Origin of the sequence: Pseudomonas sp. CIP-10, from assembly GCF_020911845.1 — a bacterium.
In the GTDB taxonomy this organism is placed as follows: Bacteria; Pseudomonadota; Gammaproteobacteria; order Pseudomonadales; family Pseudomonadaceae; genus Aquipseudomonas; species Aquipseudomonas alloputida.
This window is the reverse complement of sequence record NZ_CP087160.1, coordinates 2,457,339-2,474,568: the sequence shown is the minus strand read 5'-3', so window position 1 is coordinate 2,474,568 and position 17,230 is coordinate 2,457,339. Positions and strand designations below refer to the sequence as shown.

The 17,230-nt window shown below is 63.1% G+C and carries 17 protein-coding genes; 7 read left to right on the top strand and 10 right to left on the bottom strand.

Annotation, left to right across the window (positions count from 1 at the left end; translation table 11 throughout):
- The first annotated feature begins 31 nt into the window (after nucleotides 1–31).
- A complete protein-coding gene (locus LMH93_RS11205; protein ID WP_003254096.1) occupies nucleotides 32–691 on the top strand; it encodes a pentapeptide repeat-containing protein in 660 nt (219 codons plus the stop codon).
- Nucleotides 692–896: 205 nt separating this feature from the next.
- Here LMH93_RS11205 and LMH93_RS11200 read toward each other — a convergent pair whose 3' ends face one another.
- Together LMH93_RS11200 and LMH93_RS11195 are read right to left on the bottom strand one after the other, a co-directional pair.
- Nucleotides 897–1,535, bottom strand: coding sequence for a response regulator (locus LMH93_RS11200; RefSeq protein ID WP_003254098.1), 639 nt, complete (start codon nucleotides 1,533–1,535; stop codon nucleotides 897–899).
- On the bottom strand, nucleotides 1,532–2,809 hold the full coding sequence (locus LMH93_RS11195; RefSeq protein WP_230065164.1) for a HAMP domain-containing sensor histidine kinase: 1,278 nt from the start codon (nucleotides 2,807–2,809) through the stop codon (nucleotides 1,532–1,534). Before LMH93_RS11195 ends, LMH93_RS11200 begins: the two co-directional genes overlap by 4 nt.
- Nucleotides 2,810–2,959: 150 nt before the next feature.
- Here LMH93_RS11195 and LMH93_RS11190 point away from each other — a divergent pair, with 150 nt between their 5' ends.
- The 6 genes from LMH93_RS11190 to LMH93_RS11165 all read left to right on the top strand — a co-directional run bounded on the left by LMH93_RS11190 (nucleotide 2,960) and on the right by LMH93_RS11165 (nucleotide 8,291).
- Entirely contained in the window at nucleotides 2,960–4,153 is a 1,194-nt protein-coding gene (locus LMH93_RS11190) for an ABC transporter substrate-binding protein (RefSeq protein ID WP_230065163.1), read from the top strand.
- Between the two features lie 30 nt (nucleotides 4,154–4,183).
- Nucleotides 4,184–5,173, top strand: a complete 990-nt coding sequence (locus LMH93_RS11185; RefSeq protein ID WP_003254102.1) for a YVTN family beta-propeller repeat protein — start codon at nucleotides 4,184–4,186, stop codon at nucleotides 5,171–5,173.
- Nucleotides 5,170–5,910, top strand: a complete 741-nt coding sequence (locus LMH93_RS11180) for an ABC transporter ATP-binding protein (protein ID WP_003254104.1) — start codon at nucleotides 5,170–5,172, stop codon at nucleotides 5,908–5,910. The genes LMH93_RS11185 and LMH93_RS11180 overlap by 4 nt, the downstream gene beginning before the upstream one ends.
- Entirely contained in the window at nucleotides 5,907–6,698 is a 792-nt protein-coding gene (locus LMH93_RS11175) for an ABC transporter permease (protein ID WP_060538209.1), read from the top strand. Before LMH93_RS11180 ends, LMH93_RS11175 begins: the two co-directional genes overlap by 4 nt.
- A 312-nt stretch (nucleotides 6,699–7,010) precedes the next feature.
- Nucleotides 7,011–7,571 (top strand): PQQ-dependent catabolism-associated CXXCW motif protein, encoded by a 561-nt coding sequence (locus LMH93_RS11170; protein ID WP_054889540.1) that lies wholly within the window; start codon nucleotides 7,011–7,013, stop codon nucleotides 7,569–7,571.
- A 54-nt stretch (nucleotides 7,572–7,625) separates the two neighbouring features.
- Nucleotides 7,626–8,291, top strand: coding sequence for a response regulator (locus LMH93_RS11165; protein WP_003254108.1), 666 nt, complete (start codon nucleotides 7,626–7,628; stop codon nucleotides 8,289–8,291).
- Between the two features lie 45 nt (nucleotides 8,292–8,336).
- Here the strand turns inward: LMH93_RS11165 and LMH93_RS11160 are convergent, their stop codons facing one another.
- The 8 genes from LMH93_RS11160 to pstC all read right to left on the bottom strand — a co-directional run bounded on the left by LMH93_RS11160 (nucleotide 8,337) and on the right by pstC (nucleotide 17,174).
- Nucleotides 8,337–10,235, bottom strand: coding sequence for a PAS domain-containing hybrid sensor histidine kinase/response regulator (locus tag LMH93_RS11160; RefSeq protein WP_060546579.1), 1,899 nt, complete (start codon nucleotides 10,233–10,235; stop codon nucleotides 8,337–8,339).
- Entirely contained in the window at nucleotides 10,204–11,367 is a 1,164-nt protein-coding gene (nosP, locus tag LMH93_RS11155; RefSeq protein WP_003254110.1) for a nitric oxide-sensing protein NosP, read from the bottom strand. Before nosP ends, LMH93_RS11160 begins: the two co-directional genes overlap by 32 nt.
- 140 nt (nucleotides 11,368–11,507) lie before the next feature.
- Nucleotides 11,508–12,695: a porin gene (locus LMH93_RS11150; RefSeq protein ID WP_010953581.1), complete on the bottom strand. Its 1,188-nt coding sequence runs from the start codon at nucleotides 12,693–12,695 to the stop codon at nucleotides 11,508–11,510.
- 392 nt (nucleotides 12,696–13,087) lie between these two features.
- Nucleotides 13,088–13,687 (bottom strand): hypothetical protein, encoded by a 600-nt coding sequence (locus LMH93_RS11145; RefSeq protein ID WP_003254112.1) that lies wholly within the window; start codon nucleotides 13,685–13,687, stop codon nucleotides 13,088–13,090.
- Nucleotides 13,687–14,385 carry a hypothetical protein gene (locus LMH93_RS11140; protein WP_182374964.1) on the bottom strand — a complete coding sequence of 233 codons (699 nt, stop codon included), beginning with the start codon at nucleotides 14,383–14,385 and terminating at the stop codon, nucleotides 13,687–13,689. The genes LMH93_RS11145 and LMH93_RS11140 overlap by 1 nt, the downstream gene beginning before the upstream one ends.
- 94 nt (nucleotides 14,386–14,479) lie before the next feature.
- The gene (gene pstB, locus LMH93_RS11135; protein WP_003254117.1) at nucleotides 14,480–15,265 is read right to left on the bottom strand and encodes a phosphate ABC transporter ATP-binding protein PstB; all 786 of its coding nucleotides are present in this window, start codon (nucleotides 15,263–15,265) and stop codon (nucleotides 14,480–14,482) included.
- 50 nt (nucleotides 15,266–15,315) lie between these two features.
- Nucleotides 15,316–16,209: a phosphate ABC transporter permease PstA gene (pstA, locus tag LMH93_RS11130; RefSeq protein ID WP_003254119.1), complete on the bottom strand. Its 894-nt coding sequence runs from the start codon at nucleotides 16,207–16,209 to the stop codon at nucleotides 15,316–15,318.
- Nucleotides 16,206–17,174: a phosphate ABC transporter permease subunit PstC gene (pstC, locus tag LMH93_RS11125; protein WP_003254121.1), complete on the bottom strand. Its 969-nt coding sequence runs from the start codon at nucleotides 17,172–17,174 to the stop codon at nucleotides 16,206–16,208. The genes pstA and pstC overlap by 4 nt, the downstream gene beginning before the upstream one ends.
- Between the last annotated feature and the right edge of the window lie 56 nt (nucleotides 17,175–17,230).

Sequence of the window (17,230 nt, the reverse complement as noted above, 5' to 3'; positions counted from 1 at the left end):
TCTGCCCTTCTCCTGCCCAGAGGCTTTTGCCATGAATTACCTGCCCTTTACCTTGCTGCTGGCGCTATCCCCTGCCTTGGCAGTGAGCGCCGACGACGCCGGCAACGATACCCCCTTGACCATCAACGGCTGTGTGATTGCCGAAGCCAGCCAGTGCCCGGGGGCCAACCTGCGCGGCGCCAACCTGGCCAACCAGGACCTGCGCAAGATGAACCTGGCCGGTGCCGACCTGCGCGATGCCGACCTGCGTCATGCCCAACTGGACCTGGCAAATCTGGAAAAAGCCCGCCTGCAAGGTGCCAACCTGACCCGCGCCAGCCTGCAACAGAGCAATCTGCGCCTGGCTGACCTGAGCAACAGCAGGCTGGTGGCCATTCAAGGCTGGGGCTTGTTCGCCCAGGGTGCACAGTTTGAAAAGGCGGACCTGCGCGCAGCCTACCTGCAGTTCGCCAGGCTGTCCGGGGCAAAGCTGCAGCAGGCCAACTTGCAGGCGGCGGACCTGGAGATGGCCTGGTTGAGCAAGGCCGACCTGCAAGCGGCCAACCTGGGCGATGCCAACCTGCAGGAGGCCAAGTTTGGCCAGAGCAACCTGGCACACGCCGATTTGCGCGGGGCGCGGCAGCATTACGGGAATTTTCAGGAGGCCAACATGGAGGGGTGCAAGGGGTGCCCTGAAACCTGGGACAAATGAGCAGCCTGTAGGCGCGGGTTCACCCGTGAAAAGGCCGGGCCTGCTGGCCAATTTCCACCCGCCGTTCACTGTTGCTGCCGCTACCGTATTCGCGGGTAAACCCGCTCCTACGCCTGATTCGGGGGTGGACACATGTCGGGGGCTGGACACATTCCGTTGTGCGCGGAGGGCTGCGACGCAGCCCCAACAGGTGCAATGAAATACCTCACCCCGCCACCCGCACCACCCCCAGGTCAATCCCCAGATGCACCAGCTCGGCATGCGAGCTGACCTGCAACTTGCTCTTGAGCAAGGTCAGGTGGTTGGACACGGTCTTGGCACTGATACACAACTGCTCGGCAATCACCCGCGCCGGGGTGCCCTTGGCCAGCATCGTGAATATCTCCAGTTCGCGCTGGGTCATGCGCTGCAACCGGGGGTCACTGGTGCTTTGCTGTGACAGGCAAGCCAGCTGGGTGGCCAGGGGCTGCTCGATGTAGGCATGCCCGGCCAACACCCGCTGCACCGCCTCGATCAGCACCTCGGGCGCCGAGTTCTTGGTCAGATAGCCCGAGGCCCCCGCATCCAGCGCCTGGCGCACCAGCGGCAGCTCATCGTGCATGCTGAAAAACAGCACTCGCAACTGCGGCAGGCGCTGGCGCAGGCGGCGGGTGGTTTCCAGGCCACTGATACCGGGCAGGCCAAAGTCCATGATCACCAGGTTGGGCACCTGCTCCTGTACCCTGGCCAGCGCCTCTTCACCACTGGCGGCCTCACGCACCTGCACCAATGGCAGCACCGCCCGCAGCAAGCTGGCGTAGCCTTGGCGGACCACGGCGTGGTCATCGACCAACACGATATTCATCGCACCTCCTCGGGAATGTTAAGGGCCAGCGCCCAGCCACCGCCCGGGCGGCTGAAAATGCGTAACTCCCCCCCAAGGCTGCGGGCGCGCTCGGCCATCGAGTGCAGGCCTACCCCTGGGCGCTGGGGCTGGCACCCGCCGCAGCCGTTGTCGCGAATGAACAGGCGCAAGCCCTTGGTACTGCGCTGCAGGCGCACCCGCACCTGGCTGGCACCGGCATGCCGGGCGACGTTGGTCAACGCCTCCTGCAGCAAGCGGTACAAATGCGTTCTGCTCGCCCCAGGCAGCGCCGGCAAGTGCTCGCCAACCCGCAGCCGGCATTCGATGCCCTGGCTGGCCTGCCACTGGCTCACCAACAGCCCGAAGGCCTCGGCCAACGGCATGTAGTGCAGCGCCACCGGATACAAGTTGTGCACCAGCGCGCGAAAACCCTGCTGCAGGCGCTCACAATTGAATTCAAGGGCCTGCGCCGTCTGCGTCACCACTTCAGGCTGTTCGGCCACCATACGCAGCAGGCATAGCTGGGCACGCATGCCTGCCAGGTATTGCCCCAGATCATCGTGCAGGGTCTGCGCCAGCTGGGTACGTTCCTGCTCCTGCACCGCCAGCAGGGCCTGGGTCAGGTGGGCATTGTCGGCCTGGGCCTGCTCCAGGGCTGCGGCCATGCGGTTGAAGTGTTTGGCCAGCTGGCGCGCTTCCGGCAGGCCGGCTTCGCGCAGGCGTGCCGTCAATTGCCCGCCTGAAACCTGATGCAAGGCGCCCAGCAGCTCATCCAGCAGGCCCATGGCCCGCCGTACCGCCCAGCGGATGGTCAACAAGCTCAGCAACAACGCCAGGCCACAAACGACAAGCAGTTGTTGCAGGGAGTCCCAGACTTCATCGATTTCATCCCGCGCATCCACGGCAATCAACACGCGGCGGCCATCACTCAAGTCCAGCAGCCGGCTGCTGTGGTAGCGCTCGCCGAACAACTGGCGGCCGAGCCAGGCATCCATACCGGCCTCTTGCGGCAGCCTTGGCACCTCACCCGCTGCCAGCCAATGCACCCGCACATGGCGCAGGCTCTTGGTCAAGCCGGGCTGCAGGTTTGCCGGGTCGCGTTCGGCGGTGTCGCCCAGGTACGCCACCACGGCTTCGGCTGACTGCAACTCACGCTCGACGTCGGCCACCGCCTGGTGCAACAGCACCCCGGCACAAGCCAGCGTCACCAAGGCGAAGCATAACGTGACCCAGAGGTTGACTCGCCACAGGGCCGACAAGTTGACAAGGCGCACAAGCGGTTCTCCTCAGGCCGTTGTGGACCATCGTAAAACTGCGGCCCCCGCACTGAATTACTACCTTGGTACCGGCCGAGCGCTACTTTCTGCATATTCCCCCCTCCCGGCGGGCTTCCTATGCTGGCGCCATCTGCCGTGGAGTGTGTTATGCGCCAGCCTGCCCACCTTGCCTTGACCTGCCTGCTGGCCTTGGCCGCAACGCTGGCTACGCCCCTGGCGCCCGCCGCTCAGGGCCAGGCCGCAGCCCCGCTGCAGATACGCATCGGCTACCTGGGCTATCGCCCCGCCGCTGGCCCGCTGCTGTCCAATGTCATCCCCGAACCCGGCGATGCCGGGCTCCAAGGTGCCGAACTGGCCATTGTCGACAGCAACAGCACCGGGCGCTTCCTGAAGCAGCAATTTCAGCTGACCAGCGCCAATGTCGACAGCCCCGAGTCCCTGCTGCAAGCCGCCAGGGCCCAGCATGAACAAGGCCTGCGCCTGTTCGTGGTGAATGCCCCGGCCGCCAGCCTGCGCGCGCTGTCTACCGCCCTGCCCGACAGCCTGTTGTTCAACGCCGGCAGCCCCGACGACAGCCTGCGCAGCAGCCAGTGCCTGGGCAATGTCCTGCACAGCCTGCCGAGCCGGGCCATGCTGGCCGATGCCTTGGCGCAGTTCCTGGTGCTGCGCAAATGGCAACGGGCATTGCTGGTGGTCGGCCAGACCCCGGACGACCAGGCTTACGCCGCTGCCCTGCGGCGGTCGGTGAAGCGCTTTGGCGTGCAACTGGTCGCGGAAAAAACCTGGACCTTCGACAACGACCAGCGCCGCAGCGCCCAGGCCGACATGCCGCTGTTCACCCAGACTGCCGAGTACGACGTGGTACTGGTGGCCGACGAACGCGGTGACTTCGGCGAGTACCTGCCCTACCAGACGTGGTATCCACGCCCGGTGGCCGGTACCCAGGGCCTGACCCCCACGGGCTGGCACAAGACGGTGGAAACCTTCGGGGCGGCGCAGTTGCAAAAACGCTTCGAGGCCCAGGCCGGGCGCTGGATGAATGACCGTGACTTCGCCGCCTGGATGGCTGTGCGCAGTGTCGCCAGTGCGGCCAGCAAGCTGCGCCTGGCCGAACCTCGCGCGCTGCAGCAACTGCTGCTCAGCGAGCAGTTGCCGCTGGACGGTTTCAAGGGGCGCAAGCTCAGTTACCGCCCGTGGAACGGCGAACTGCGCCAGCCGATCCCGTTGGTTCAGCCCCGCGCCCTGGTCAGCACCTCGCCGCAGGAGGGCTTCCTGCATCCCTTCAACGAAATGGACAGCCTGGGCTATGACAAGCCCGAAGTGACGTGTAGCTACCCCTGACCCGACAACCACAACAATAAGGAATCCGCCATGCGCCGCCCCCTCTTCCACCGGGCCCTGCTTTACCCCAGCCTGCTGTCGGGCGCCCTGGCGCTGGCCAGCAGTCACGCCATGGCTGCCACCGCCTGGGTCTCCAACGAGAAGGACAACAGCCTCAGCCTGATCGACCTGCAAACGCTGGAAGTCACCGAAACCCTGCCGGTGGGCCAGCGTCCGCGTGGCTTGCTGCTGTCACACGACAGCAAGCTGCTGTACATCTGCGCCAGCGATTCGGACCGGGTGCAGGTGATGGACGTGGCCACCCGCAAGATCATCAAGGAGCTGCCTTCCGGCAAGGACCCCGAGCAGTTCGCCCTGCACCCCAACGACCGCTGGCTGTATGTGTCCAACGAGGACGATGCGCTGGTGACGGTGATCGACACCGTCACCGACAAGGTGCTCGGGCAGATCGAAGTCGGCATCGAACCCGAAGGCATGGCGGTCAGCCCTGACGGCAAGTGGGCGGTCAACACCAGTGAAACCACCAACATGCTGCACTGGATCGACACCAGCACCCAGACCCTGGCCGACAGCACGCTGGTCGACCAGCGCCCGCGCTTCGTCGAGTTCAGCAAAGACGGTTCGCGCCTGTGGGCCTCGGCAGAAATCGGCGGCACGGTGACCATACTCGACGTGGCCACGCGCCAGGTGCTGAAAACCCTGAACTTCCAGATCAAGGGCGTGCACCCGGACAAAGTCCAGCCAGTGGGCATCAAGCTCAGCGCCGATGGCAAGTACGCCTTCGTCGCCTTGGGCCCGGCCAACCACGTGGCGGTGATCGATGCCAAGACCTTTGATGTGCTCGACTACCTGCTGGTCGGGCGGCGGGTCTGGCAGCTGGCATTCACCCCGGATCAGCGCCAGTTGCTGGCCACCAACGGTGTCAGCGGTGACGTTTCGGTCATTGATGTGAAGCAGCTCAAAGTGCTCAAGTCGGTGAAGGTCGGGCGCTACCCCTGGGGCGTGGTGGTGACACCATGAATGCCCTCGACGTCAGTGACGTGAGCTTCGCCTATGGCCAGCGCGAGGCACTCAGGCAAGTCGGTTTCAGCCTGGCACCTGGGCGCTTCGCCGCATTGCTGGGCCCCAATGGTGCCGGTAAGTCGACCTTGATCGCCCTGCTCACGCGCCTGTACGACCTGCAGCATGGCGACATCCGCGTGTGTGGCTGCTCGCTACGCAACGCTGCACGCCCGGCCTTGCGCCAGCTGGGCGTGGTGTTTCAGCAAAGCACCCTGGACCTGGACCTGAGCGTTGAGCAGAACCTGCGCTACCACGCCGCCTTGCATGGCCTGTCGCGGCGTCAGAGCCACCTGCGGGTCGAAGCCGAACTGGCCCGCCAAGGCCTTGGCGAACGCCGGCGCGATCGTGTGCGTGAGCTGAACATCGGCCATCGGCGGCGGGTGGAAATTGCCCGCGCGCTGCTGCATGAACCGCGCCTGCTGCTGCTGGACGAAGCCAGCGTCGGCCTCGATCCGGCCAGCCGCCTGGCGCTTAACCAGCACCTGCGCCGGTTGTGCCGCGAGCAGCAGCTCAGTGTGCTGTGGGCCACTCATCTGCTGGACGAAGTGCAGCCCAGCGATGATTTGTTGATTCTGCATCAGGGGCGCCTGGTGGCCAGTGGCACCGCCGATGCGCTGAGCCTTGAGCACGGCGGTGACCTCGATCACGCCTTTGCCCGCTTGACCAACGCCCCCTCAGGAGCCAACGCCCGATGAACGCTTACTGGCAATGTTTCAACGGCATCATGCTGCGCGAATGGCTGCGCTTCGTGCTGCAGCGTACACGCCTGCTCAGCGCGCTGGTGCGCCCGCTGCTGTGGTTGCTGGTGTTCGCTGCCGGGTTTCGCGCAGCGCTGGGCATTGCCATCATCGAGCCCTACGACACCTACATTCCCTACGAGGTGTACATCATCCCCGGCCTGGCCTGCATGATTCTGCTGTTCAACGGCATGCAGGGCTCGCTGTCGATGGTCTACGACCGCGAGATGGGCAGCATGCGCGTGTTGCTGACCAGCCCGCTGCCACGCCCGTTCCTGCTGGGCAGCAAACTGCTGGCAACTTCATTGATTTCCCTGCTGCAAGTCTATGCCTTCCTCGCCATCGCCTGGTTATACGGGGTACAGCCACCGGCTGCGGGCTTGCTGATGGCGCTGCCAGCGTTGCTGCTGGTGGCCTTCATGCTCAGTGCCTTGGGGCTATTGCTGTCGAACGCCATCCGCCAGCTGGAGAACTTCGCCGGGGTGATGAACTTCGTGATCTTCCCGCTGTTCTTCCTGTCGTCGGCGCTGTACCCGTTGTGGAAAATGCGCGAGGCCAGCCAGTGGTTGTACTGGCTGTGTGCTGTGAACCCGTTCACCCATGCCGTAGAGCTGGTGCGGTTTGCACTTTATGAGCGGATGAACCTGCTGGCGCTGGCGGTGTGCCTGGGCTTGACCGGGCTGTTCACCCTGCTGGCGATCCTCACCTTCAACCCCCAGCATGCAGCGCTGCGCAAGCCGCGCTGAAACCTGGCGTGCAACGCGTGTGGGAGCGGCCTTGTGTCGCGATTGGGCTGCGCAGCAGCCCCGGCCATGTTTGCGGTGCAGCTGAAACCGGGGGCCGCTTTGCGGCCCTTTCGCGACGCAAGGCCGCTCCCACACGGATCGCGCCAGCTTTCAGAAATTGAGCAAGACAGTTGCTCCCACACCTTGGGCGTCTCCCTGCCTTCAGGCGCCCGGCCATCTACTACTTTAGTACTGCATTTACTGTCTATCGTCGCATTCACAAAGCACCGCCACTGGCATGTAATGAGTCCATAACAAAAAGGAAAAACCTCCATGCCACGTGCCCTGCCCCGGCTGCCACGCCCTTTGCTGGCGGTACTTTCGCTGAGCCTGACGCTAGGCATCGCCCAGGCTGACACGGCGCCGCTGTTCTCCGCCGACGGCTATCGCAGCACGCACTATCGTAGCCCGACCCCGCAACAGGTCGAAGGCGGCCAGGTCGTCGACACCGCCACTTTGCAAAGGCTGCTGGGCCAGACGCCCAGGCCGGTGCTGATCGACGTCTATCGCCGCCAATGGCTGCAAGGTCGTTTCATCGAAGACGAACCACACAGCAACCTCCCCGGCAGCCTGTGGCTGGCCAACACCGGTGACGGCGAACTGAGCCCGGCATGGCAGGACTACTTCGTGCGTAACCTGCAAAAAGCCACGGCCGGGCACCCGGACCAACCACTGGTCTTTTACTGCCGCTCCGATTGCTGGTTAAGCTGGAACGCGGTAAAACGCGCGAAAGCCTTGGGCTATAACAACCTGTATTGGTACCGCGACGGCCTGGATGCATGGCAGCAAGCCAACCTGCCATTGCAGCCGGCACAACCGGTGCCGTTCCCCTGAAATGCCTGTGTATGCGTGCCCCGCTCCATCCAATAAAAACAAGGTGAAAAGGCCATGTACAAAATTCTGATTGCCGACGATCACCCCCTGTTTCGCGAAGCCATCCACAATGTCATCAGCGATGGTTTCCAGGGCAGCGAGGTCATGGAGACCGCCGACCTTGAAAGCGCCCTGGCCCTGACCCAGGCGCATGACGACCTCGACCTGATCCTGCTCGACCTGAACATGCCCGGCATGCACGGCCTTAATGGCCTGATCACCCTGCGCAACGAGGCGCCGACCACGCCGGTGGTCATCGTTTCGGCCGAGCAGGAAAAGCAGATCGTGCTGCAGGCCATTACCTACGGTGCCGTGGGCTTCATCACCAAGTCGTCGCCACGCTCACAGATGATCGAAGCGATCGAGCAGATCCTCAATGGCAATGTCTACCTGCCGCCAGACATCATCCGCGCGCAAAAAAGCAGTACCAGCCGGCGCCATAACGATGCCCCGAGCTTCCCGCCGGAAATGCTCCAGGCCCTGACCCGCAAGCAACTGCTGGTGCTCGAGCGCATGACCAAAGGCGAATCGAACAAACAGATCGCCTACACGCTGGACATCGCCGAAACCACAGTCAAGGCCCACGTTTCGGCGATCTTGCGCAAACTCAATGTGCACAACCGGGTACAAGCCATCCTCAGTGCTGGCGATATCGATTTTGCTGACTATCTGCGCCGTTGACCTGTTCCGGCCGCTTCGCGGGTAACCCCGCGAAGCGGCCAACCGCTATGCCACGCCACTGGCCAGCAGATGGCTCATCGCCGTCTTGAGCTTCATCGGCCTTACGGGCTTGTGCATCAGCGTGTGACCCAGCTCGCGGATCTGCTGCTTGAGATCGTTGCTGTAGTTGGCCGTGATCATCAGCGCCGGTAGCGGCTGGGCGCGGCGGGCATTGATCCGCGCTACGGCGTCGACACCATTGCAGTCATTGTCCAGGTGGTAGTCGGCAATCAGCAGGTCGGCCTCGGCGTGGTAGTTGTCCACCTGGCGCGCCAGGTCTTCCTCCGACAGCGCAGTGACCACCCGGCAGCCCCAACCTTCCAGCAAGGTGCGCATGCCCGCGCAAATCGCCGCATCGTTATCCAGCACCCACACCCGCGCCCCGCGCAGGCGTTCGAGCATCGGCTCGCAGATTGCCTGGCTCGTCTGGGCCTTGGGTGCAGTGGCGCTCAGCGGCACCTCGACAGCGAACACCGAGCCTTTGCCCAGCCATGACCGCACGCGGATCCGGTGGCCGAGGATGCCCGCGATCTTCTCCACGATTGCCAGGCCCAGGCCCAGCCCGCGGTCCTGGTCCGGGCGCTGCACATCACCCCGTTTGAACTCCAGGAACATGTCTTCCAGGTGTTCTTCGGCAATGCCGATGCCGCTGTCCCACACTTCAATCCGCACGCCACCGCGCTGGCGCCGACACCCCAGCACCACGCGCCCGCTGCGGGTGTAGCGGATAGCATTGCTGAGCAGGTTGCGCAGGATGCGCGCCAGCAGCTGGATGTCACTGCGCACGACGGCAGAACACCCCACAAAATGCAGCTCTAACCCTTCGCTACGCGCCACCTGGGCGTATTCGGCAGCCAGGTTATCCATCAGTTCGTGGAGGGCAAACGGGGCGACATCGGCCTTGATCACCCCGGCATCGAGCTTGGAAATATCCACCAGGGTACCCAACAGGTTTTCCACATCCTCCAGTGAATTGCTGACATTTCGCACCAGGTGGGCAGCGTTTTGCGGCTCGTCGCGCTCAAGCAATGCACTGGTGAACAGCCGCGCCGCGTTCAGCGGTTGCAGCAGGTCATGGCTGACCGCAGCCAGGAACTTGGTTTTCGACAGGTTGGCCTGCTCGGCCTCGCGCTTGGCCTCGCGCAGACGCGACTCGGCCTGGCTGCGCTCTTCGATCTCGCGCAGCAACTGGTCGTTGAGGCTGGTCAGTTCGGCAGTGCGCTCGCGCACCCGTTGCTCCAGGTGCTGATACGCCTGGTGCAACGCCTGTGCGGTGTTGCGGCGCTCGGTGATGTCGCGGATCAGCACGAAGATACCCACCACTTCGCCACTGGCCAGGCGGTTCGGCACGTAGGAACGCAGCATGTAGCGTTCCTGGCCGTTGACATTGGTCTCGGCAAACTCGAACGTTACGCTCTCCCCCGCCAGCGCCCGCGCCACGTAGCCTTCCAGGCGCTGGTAATGCTGCTCGCTGTGGGCCTCGCGCAGGCTCTGGCCCAGCATCACGCCATGCGGCCAGCAATACCACTCCTCGTAAACCTTGTTGGTGAATTCGTAGACCAGATCGGCGTTCAGGTAGGCGATCAGCGCCGGGACGTTGTCGGTAATCAGGCGAATCTGGTGCTGATGGGCCGTCTCAGCCCGCTGCCGGGCCTCGCTGAGCAGGCGGTTGACGGCCTTGAGCTCGGCCATGGCCTGGTTCAACGCATCGGTGCGTTCGCGCACCTGCTCGGCCAGCACCACTGAATGCTGGAACGCGGCGTATGGGTCGTTGCCCCGGGTCACGCCCGATTCGATGCGCTCGATCAGTGCGTCATTGATGCGCTGCAGCTTGTGGTTCTGGTGCTGCAGCCGGGTCAGCTCGGCCTGCAGTTCAGCGACCGACAGGAGGCCGGTTGCGGGCAATGGCGACCCCGGTGAAGGTCTGGTTGATGTGCATGCCATTGAACTGTTCTCCGTAGGTGTTGAAGCCGATCACCCGTTGTTCGCGCAGGAACGCGCCGACCGGCTCCAGGCCGTGGTGGGCCTCCAGTTCCAGCCGCCGCAGGAAACAATCACAACCGATGGTCAGCAGCAACGGTCCGAGACGCTGGTGCAGGCCATCGAACAGCTGGTGCAGGTTCGGCAACAGCGGGCCCGGGGTCATGGCCGTGAGCACGATGCCGTTCTCCACCGCGCAGTAGAAGCTCAAGCTGAGGTCAGGGTGCATTTGCTGAATCGCCCGCACGTAGTACTGATCATGAATGCGCACGGCCAGCGGGTGGGCGGCGAACACCCGGTGATCGAGCGCAGCCACGGGTACACCGATGTGGCGGGCATATTCCTCGGCCGCCGGCTCGGCATTCAGTTCGAAAACCCGGCGCTGGGCGCTGTCGGCACCGGTGACCACCAGCTTTTCCTGGCGCGGCAGGATGTGATGCGTGGTGAACACTTCGAAGTCGAGCCAGGTGTTGACCAGCACCACCACGGCTGCACCGTTGTGGAATGTACCGCCGTAATACACATGGGTGCGGTTCAGGTAGTTGTCGTCACCGGCCGAGCCGCCGAAGTGCGGGATATCCCCCAGTGCTGCGCTGAGTGCGGCAAGCACCATCTCCTCGCGGCTGGACAAGCCATCGAGCAGCGTGAGTGCAAAGCTGTGGCCCTTGATTGGCGCCAGGGTATTGCTGCGGCAGGTGCCGACCAGCCGCTCGACCATCTGCTGCGCGTCGATCAGGCTGAAGCGCTCCATCTCATCGATCAACGCGGTGGCGATCGAAAAGTGCCGGTGATCGAAGCCCACCGCCGTCACGCAATTGCGGCCGTAGCCCAGCGGGGTGATTTCACCGGCGCTGGTGCAGCCGACCAGGCGTATGCCGCCAAAGTCCTGTTCCAACGCTTCGCCCAAAGCCTGCAAGTCGTATTCGGCGGAGCAGAAGAACAGCACGAACCCCAGGTGCGGGTGCAGCAACTGCCGCGCCAGGTCCTGAGCGGCCAGCCGTGCGTCGGTAGCCTGCGACATGGCACTGACCACACCGTCGTTATGAGCCTGCTGCATCGTGGTCTCCGGCACGGGGTGGCTGAGTGATCAGTTTAAGGAGGTGGTGGTGGGTGACGAATGCTACTTGGGTAGCGGGTGGGCGGTTCCATGGGCGTAAAAGACCGTGTCATTCGGGGCCGCCTTGCGGCCCCGGCCGCTTACCAGGTCAACACCGCGCCCACCGCAAAGGTATCGGTGTCTTCGTTCTGCGCACTGGTGTCATGCCCGTCGATGGAAAACTGGTTGTACTCGGCCACCAGTTTCAGGTTGTCGTTGATGTCATGGAACAGCGCTACACCCCGGGTCTCGTAGTCCGCGCCGCTGCCAACCGCACCGTTGCCATCGTCCTTGGTCTTGCCATAGGACAGCGCCACGCGGTTCTTGCCGAACTTGTACGAGCCCTGCAGCAGGTAGCCATCACTGTCGACATTGCGCAAAACCGGTTCGCCGGCATTGTTGGTGAAGAACGGGTTGATGCCTTTGGCCTGGAACCCCGAGCCGGTCAGCGACCAGCCGCCCATCTTTGCCTGCACCCCGTAACCCACCCCCTTGGAAGTGATCGTTTCTACCGTGGAGTCAGTATTGTCCGAGGTCTGGTAACTGCCGTTGACCCAGCTGTAGATCTGCGCCCCACCCAGGTCGAACTGGTAGGTGATCTCGCTCTCGGTGCGTGGGTTTTCCTGGTAGGCCTTTCCGGTCGGGCTGCTGTCGTTGGTGTCCACCGGGTCCATGATGCCCACCGCCACCCGCAGGCCCTCCATCACGGGCGTACGGTAGGTGATCTGTGAGGTAGGGAACGGGTATGGGTAACCGCTGCCAATGTTGCCGAACGACACTCCGCCGCCGTCCACCAGCCCCAGGGTGTCGCTGACCTGGCCATAGCCGGCCAGCAGTTCGTCGAGCAGGATGTTGGAGCGGGCGAACAGCCCGAAGTCCTTGCCGATCAGCACCTCGCCCCACTCGGGGTTGGCCACCGTGCCGTAAAACTGGCGCACGTCGATGGCGGTGTCGGTGCCGTTGGTTTCACTGTCGTTGATGGTTACCCAGAACGAGGCACGCGCGCCGAGCTTCAGGTCATCCACCTGCTTGCCCATGTTGAAGCCAAGGTAGTTGGGCAAGAAGCCCATCTTCACCCGCGACTGGCGGCGGTCAAACTGCTCGCCCTCACGGTCGACCTCGCTGTTGACGTAGAAGGCATTGATATAACCATCGGTAGAGAACGTCGTCTGGTCCTTGTCGTACAGCATGATCTCGGCTTCGGCGACGCTGCTCAGGCCAAGCGCGGAAAAGCTGGCGATGGCGGCTGCGAGAAAACGAGGCGGCAGGTGCTTATTGTTGTTGTGCATGGCGCGCTCCAAACGGGGACGGGATGTCGGAGGCGATTATCAGAAGTGGGCAAATTGCCAGAAACGCTGCTTTGGCGTGGGGTGGCGAGTGCTTTGGGGCGGGAGGGTGTGGCCCGGTGATTTGGTCCCGGTACCTGCTTGGGTCTGGGTTCGAGACTTAGGACTTAGACATGAGTGGCAGGCAGGTATCAGTACCACTGCATGAGCGGGTTAGTACGGTCAATTGCAGGCGTGGCTGTGTTGAAGATGCGCGGGGGATGGCACCGGCATTGCCGGTGTTCGCGGCTAAAGCCGCTCCTACAGATGCCGTGCAAGACCCGAAGGTTGCGAGCGTCCTGTGGGAGCGGGTTTACCCGCGAAGGATGCTACGCGGTCGCTGGCATTGCGTCCGTTCAGGAAGCCAGTGCCTGCGAACGCTGGCAAGCGGGCATTTCATAACGGTGCGGTTGCTGCCAGGCCAGCCGTGCCTGCACATCCACCACCGCGTCCTTCACCTTCTGCGCCCAGTGCTCATCCTTCGGGCACACCACCACCACGCGGAAACCGTGGTCGACACCTTCCAGGCGCACACCTTCGGAATCATCTACGTGCAAATCGATATCAAAAGCCGAAGGCAGCTTGGAGGGTGAGTTTTCCAGCCCGTTCTGGGCCAGGATGTGCTGGTGCCGATCGCTGTTGACCACGCCATCGACATGAATGCCGTAAAGCATCAGCCAGCGGCGGATGTAAGCGGGGGTACGCCCCGAGGAGGTGTAGATCCAGATGCTGCAGCCCTGGCGGCGCAGGTCGCGGATCAGTTCGCGGGTGCCGCTGCGCAGGGGCTCACCCAGCCAGCGATGGACGAAACCTGGCAGCTTGCTGTCCTCGGCGGCGGCGTGTTCGGGCAGGCAGGCCAGCGTGTCGTCGATATCGAATGAAATGCGTACCTGGCCACGCTTGAGCTTGCGTTCGATGGCTTGCCGCCCTCGTGCAAACAGGGATGAACCTTGCATCAGCGGCTCCCCTCACAGGCAGGCACGGGCTTGCCGTTCAGGAAGAACTTGCCGGGCTCAGGCGCCTTCGCTTCCAGGAACGCGGCGTACTTTTTCTTGATCTTGGGGAGTTCGTACAAAGCCTTGACACCGTGTTTGGCGGAGTTGCGTATGACCGAGGACGGGTTGAAGTAACCCTCGGCGTTGTCCAGCGACAGCACGAATGGCGGCAGCCCGGCACGCATCAACAAATAGCTGACAATAAGCGAACCCGTGCGGTTGTTGCCTTCGATGAACAGCTGCGGCTTGCTGAGGATCCGTACATACACACCCGCTGCCCGCTTCCAGATGGAATCGCTGCGGTACGCGCAGTACCAGTTGTACAAATCCTTGATGCCACCTTCCACGTTGTTGAAAAAGTGCGCTTCGGTTGCCGCAAGGTGCGGGGCGAATTCCAGGCGACGGGCCGGATCGCTGCCGCATAGCACGGTGGCATTGATTTCCAGCATCAGGTTCAGCTGTTGCAGGTCGAACAGGTCGATACCGCGAGCGACATAGTCGTCAATCAGCGCATAGCCTTCAACCACATTCAGCAGCACCTCGTCGGTAAACGGGTCCCGCGGTTCGGTGAAATGCTGGCTGAGTTCGGCAAAACGGCCCTGCACCTCGCGCAGTGCGCGCTCTACCGCTGACAGATCAAGACGACGCGTCGCTCGCATTGGTAATCCCGGGTAACACTTTAACGGAAGGTAACGCGGCCGGGTGTCGCAACCTTCCTGGCTGCAACACCCGCCCACCTTGAGCTTGCATGGTTTAGCTGAACTTGCCGCTGATGTAGTCGCTGGTCAGCTGCTCGCGCGGGTTCTGGAAAATCTGCGCGGTCGGGCCCATCTCGACCAGGTAGCCGGTGCGGGTGCCCTGGGAAATATCCACCGAGAAGAACGCGGTGGTGTCGGCCACACGAATCGCCTGCTGCATGTTATGGGTCACCAGGGCGATGGTGTAGTCCTTTTTCAACTCGACCATCAGCTCCTCCACGCGGCGGGTGGCAATCGGGTCGAGTGCCGAGCAGGGCTCGTCCAGCAACAGCACTTCCGGCTCGGTGGCGATGGCACGGGCGATGCAAAGGCGCTGCTGCTGGCCACCGGACAGTGACAGCCCGCTGACCTTGAGCTTGTCCTTCACTTCGTCCCACAGCGCGGCGCCTTGCAAGGCGTGCTTCACGCGATCGCCCAAGTCGCCTTTGTAGCGGTTCAGGCGCAGGCCGAAGGCCACATTGTCGAAGATGCTCATCGAGAACGGGTTGGGCTGCTGGAACACCATGCCGATATAGCGGCGTACTACAACAGGGTCGACGCCCTTGCCGTAGACATCTTGCCCGAGAAAGTGCACATGGCCTTCGAAGCGGAAGCCCTTCACCAGGTCGTTCATACGGTTCAAGCTACGCAGCACGGTACTTTTGCCGCAGCCCGAAGGGCCGATGAAACCGGTGATCTCGTTTTTCCTGATCGGCACATGGCTGTCACGCACGGCCATGAAGTTACCGTAGAAAATCTTGTCGAGCTTGCAGTCCATGACGATGGGGGCTTCGCTGACCATGGGAGCGGCTCTTTGCGCAGTGGATACGTTCAAGTTGGATGCTCCCTTTCTCAATACTTGGGCTTGCCGAAGACTCGGCTCAAAATGTTGATGACCAGCACGATCATTACCAGCACCAGCGAGGCCGCCCAGGCGAGCTCCAGCTGGTTGTCGAACGGCATGCCGGAGAAGTTGTAGATCAGTACCGCAAGCGAGGCCGTGGGGTTCATCACCGCCAGGTCGCCGTCGTGGTAGATCCAGTAGTTGCTGAACAACGCGGTGAACAGCAGTGGCGCGGTTTCGCCAGCGGCGCGAGCCACGGCCAGCATGACGCCGGTGAGGATGGCCGGCAGGCCGGTAGGCAGCACGATCTTCCAGATCACCTGGGCGCGGGTGCAACCCATGCCGTAGGCAGCATCCTTCATGATCTTGGGCACCATCTTCATCGACTCTTCGGCGGTGAGCACCACGATCGGCAGCATCAATACCGCCAGCGCCACGCCGCCTGCCGGTGCCGAGTAGGTACCGGTGGTCATCACCACCAGGGCGTAGGCAAACACCCCGGCCAGGATCGAGGGCAGGCCAGTGAGCATCTTGGCGGCAAAGCGCGCGGCATTGGCCAGCTTGCTGTCCGGGCCGAGCTCGGCGAGGAACACCGCTGCCAGGATACCGACCGGCACAGCGATGGCGGCGGCAATGCCGACCATGACGAAGGTACCGGCCATGGCGTTACCGAAACCACCGCCCATCTCGAAGCCGGTCGGCGGCAGCTCGGTGAACACTTCCAGGTTAAGGCGTGCCCCGCCGCGAGTGATCAGCATGTACAGCACTGAAATCAGCGGCACGCTGGCCACCAGTGCCGCGAACCATGCCAGGGTGGTCAATACCAGGCTGCGCAGGGCGCGGCCTTCCAGCTTGCGCTGCAGGCTGGGCAGCGCGGCTACAGGGGTCGTCAGGTCAGTCATTGTTTGTTACCCCGCTGGGCGTAGAGCATGATCATCGAGCCGAGGACGTTCACCAGCAGGGTGATGAACATCAGTACCAGTGCCGCGTACATCAGCACTTCGACCTCGTTCGGGCCGGCTTCCGGGAAGTTCAGCGCCAGCAGCGCCGCCAGGGTGTTGGCCGGTGCGAACAAGGACAGGGAAATGGTGTTGGCGTTGCCGACCAGCATGGCCAGCGCCATGGTTTCGCCGAGTGCACGGCCCAGGCCGAGCACCAACGAGCCGAAGATGCCGGTAGCCGCCGAGGGCACCATCACCTTGAGGATGGCTTCCCAGTGGGTGGTCCCCATGCCGTAGGCAGCCTGCTTGGTTTTCATCGGTACGCTGGTCAGCGCATCCTGGGAAACCGCCGCGATGGTCGGCAGGATCATGATCGCCAGTACCAACGCCGCAGGCAGCAGGCCTGGGCCACTCAGGGAAGTGCCGAAAAACGGGATCCAGCCCAGCTCGCTGTTCAGCCAGGCGGTCAGCGGGCGAATCGCCGGGATAACCACATAGATGCCCCACAGGCCGTACACCACGCTGGGGATGGCGGCAAGCAGCTCGACGATGGTGCGAAACACCGCGGCAAGCTTGGCCGGAAGGAAATCCTGGGTCAGGAAAATGGCCATGCTGACGCCGAAGAAACCGGCGATCAACAGGGCGATCAAGGCGCTGTACAGCGTCCCCCAGATCGCTGGCAGAATACCGTACTTGCCTTGGTTAACGTCCCAGACGCTGCCGAACAACACGTCAAAACCGTGCTTTTCAATGCCGGGCAGTGCCTTGCGGCCGACTTCGTAGACCAGCGCGAAGACCAGCGCCAGTACCAACACCACGCCAATGCGCGCAAGCGCACGGAAGGTGCGATCGACCAGAAAGTCTTTCGTAGACGGTGGCTGGCACGCGGAGTCGGGGTTATCCGGTATGGCAAAAGGAGTGTTCATTGGCGAGTTCCGGGACAAGGGACAAACACCCCCGGCATGGCTTCATGCCGATACCG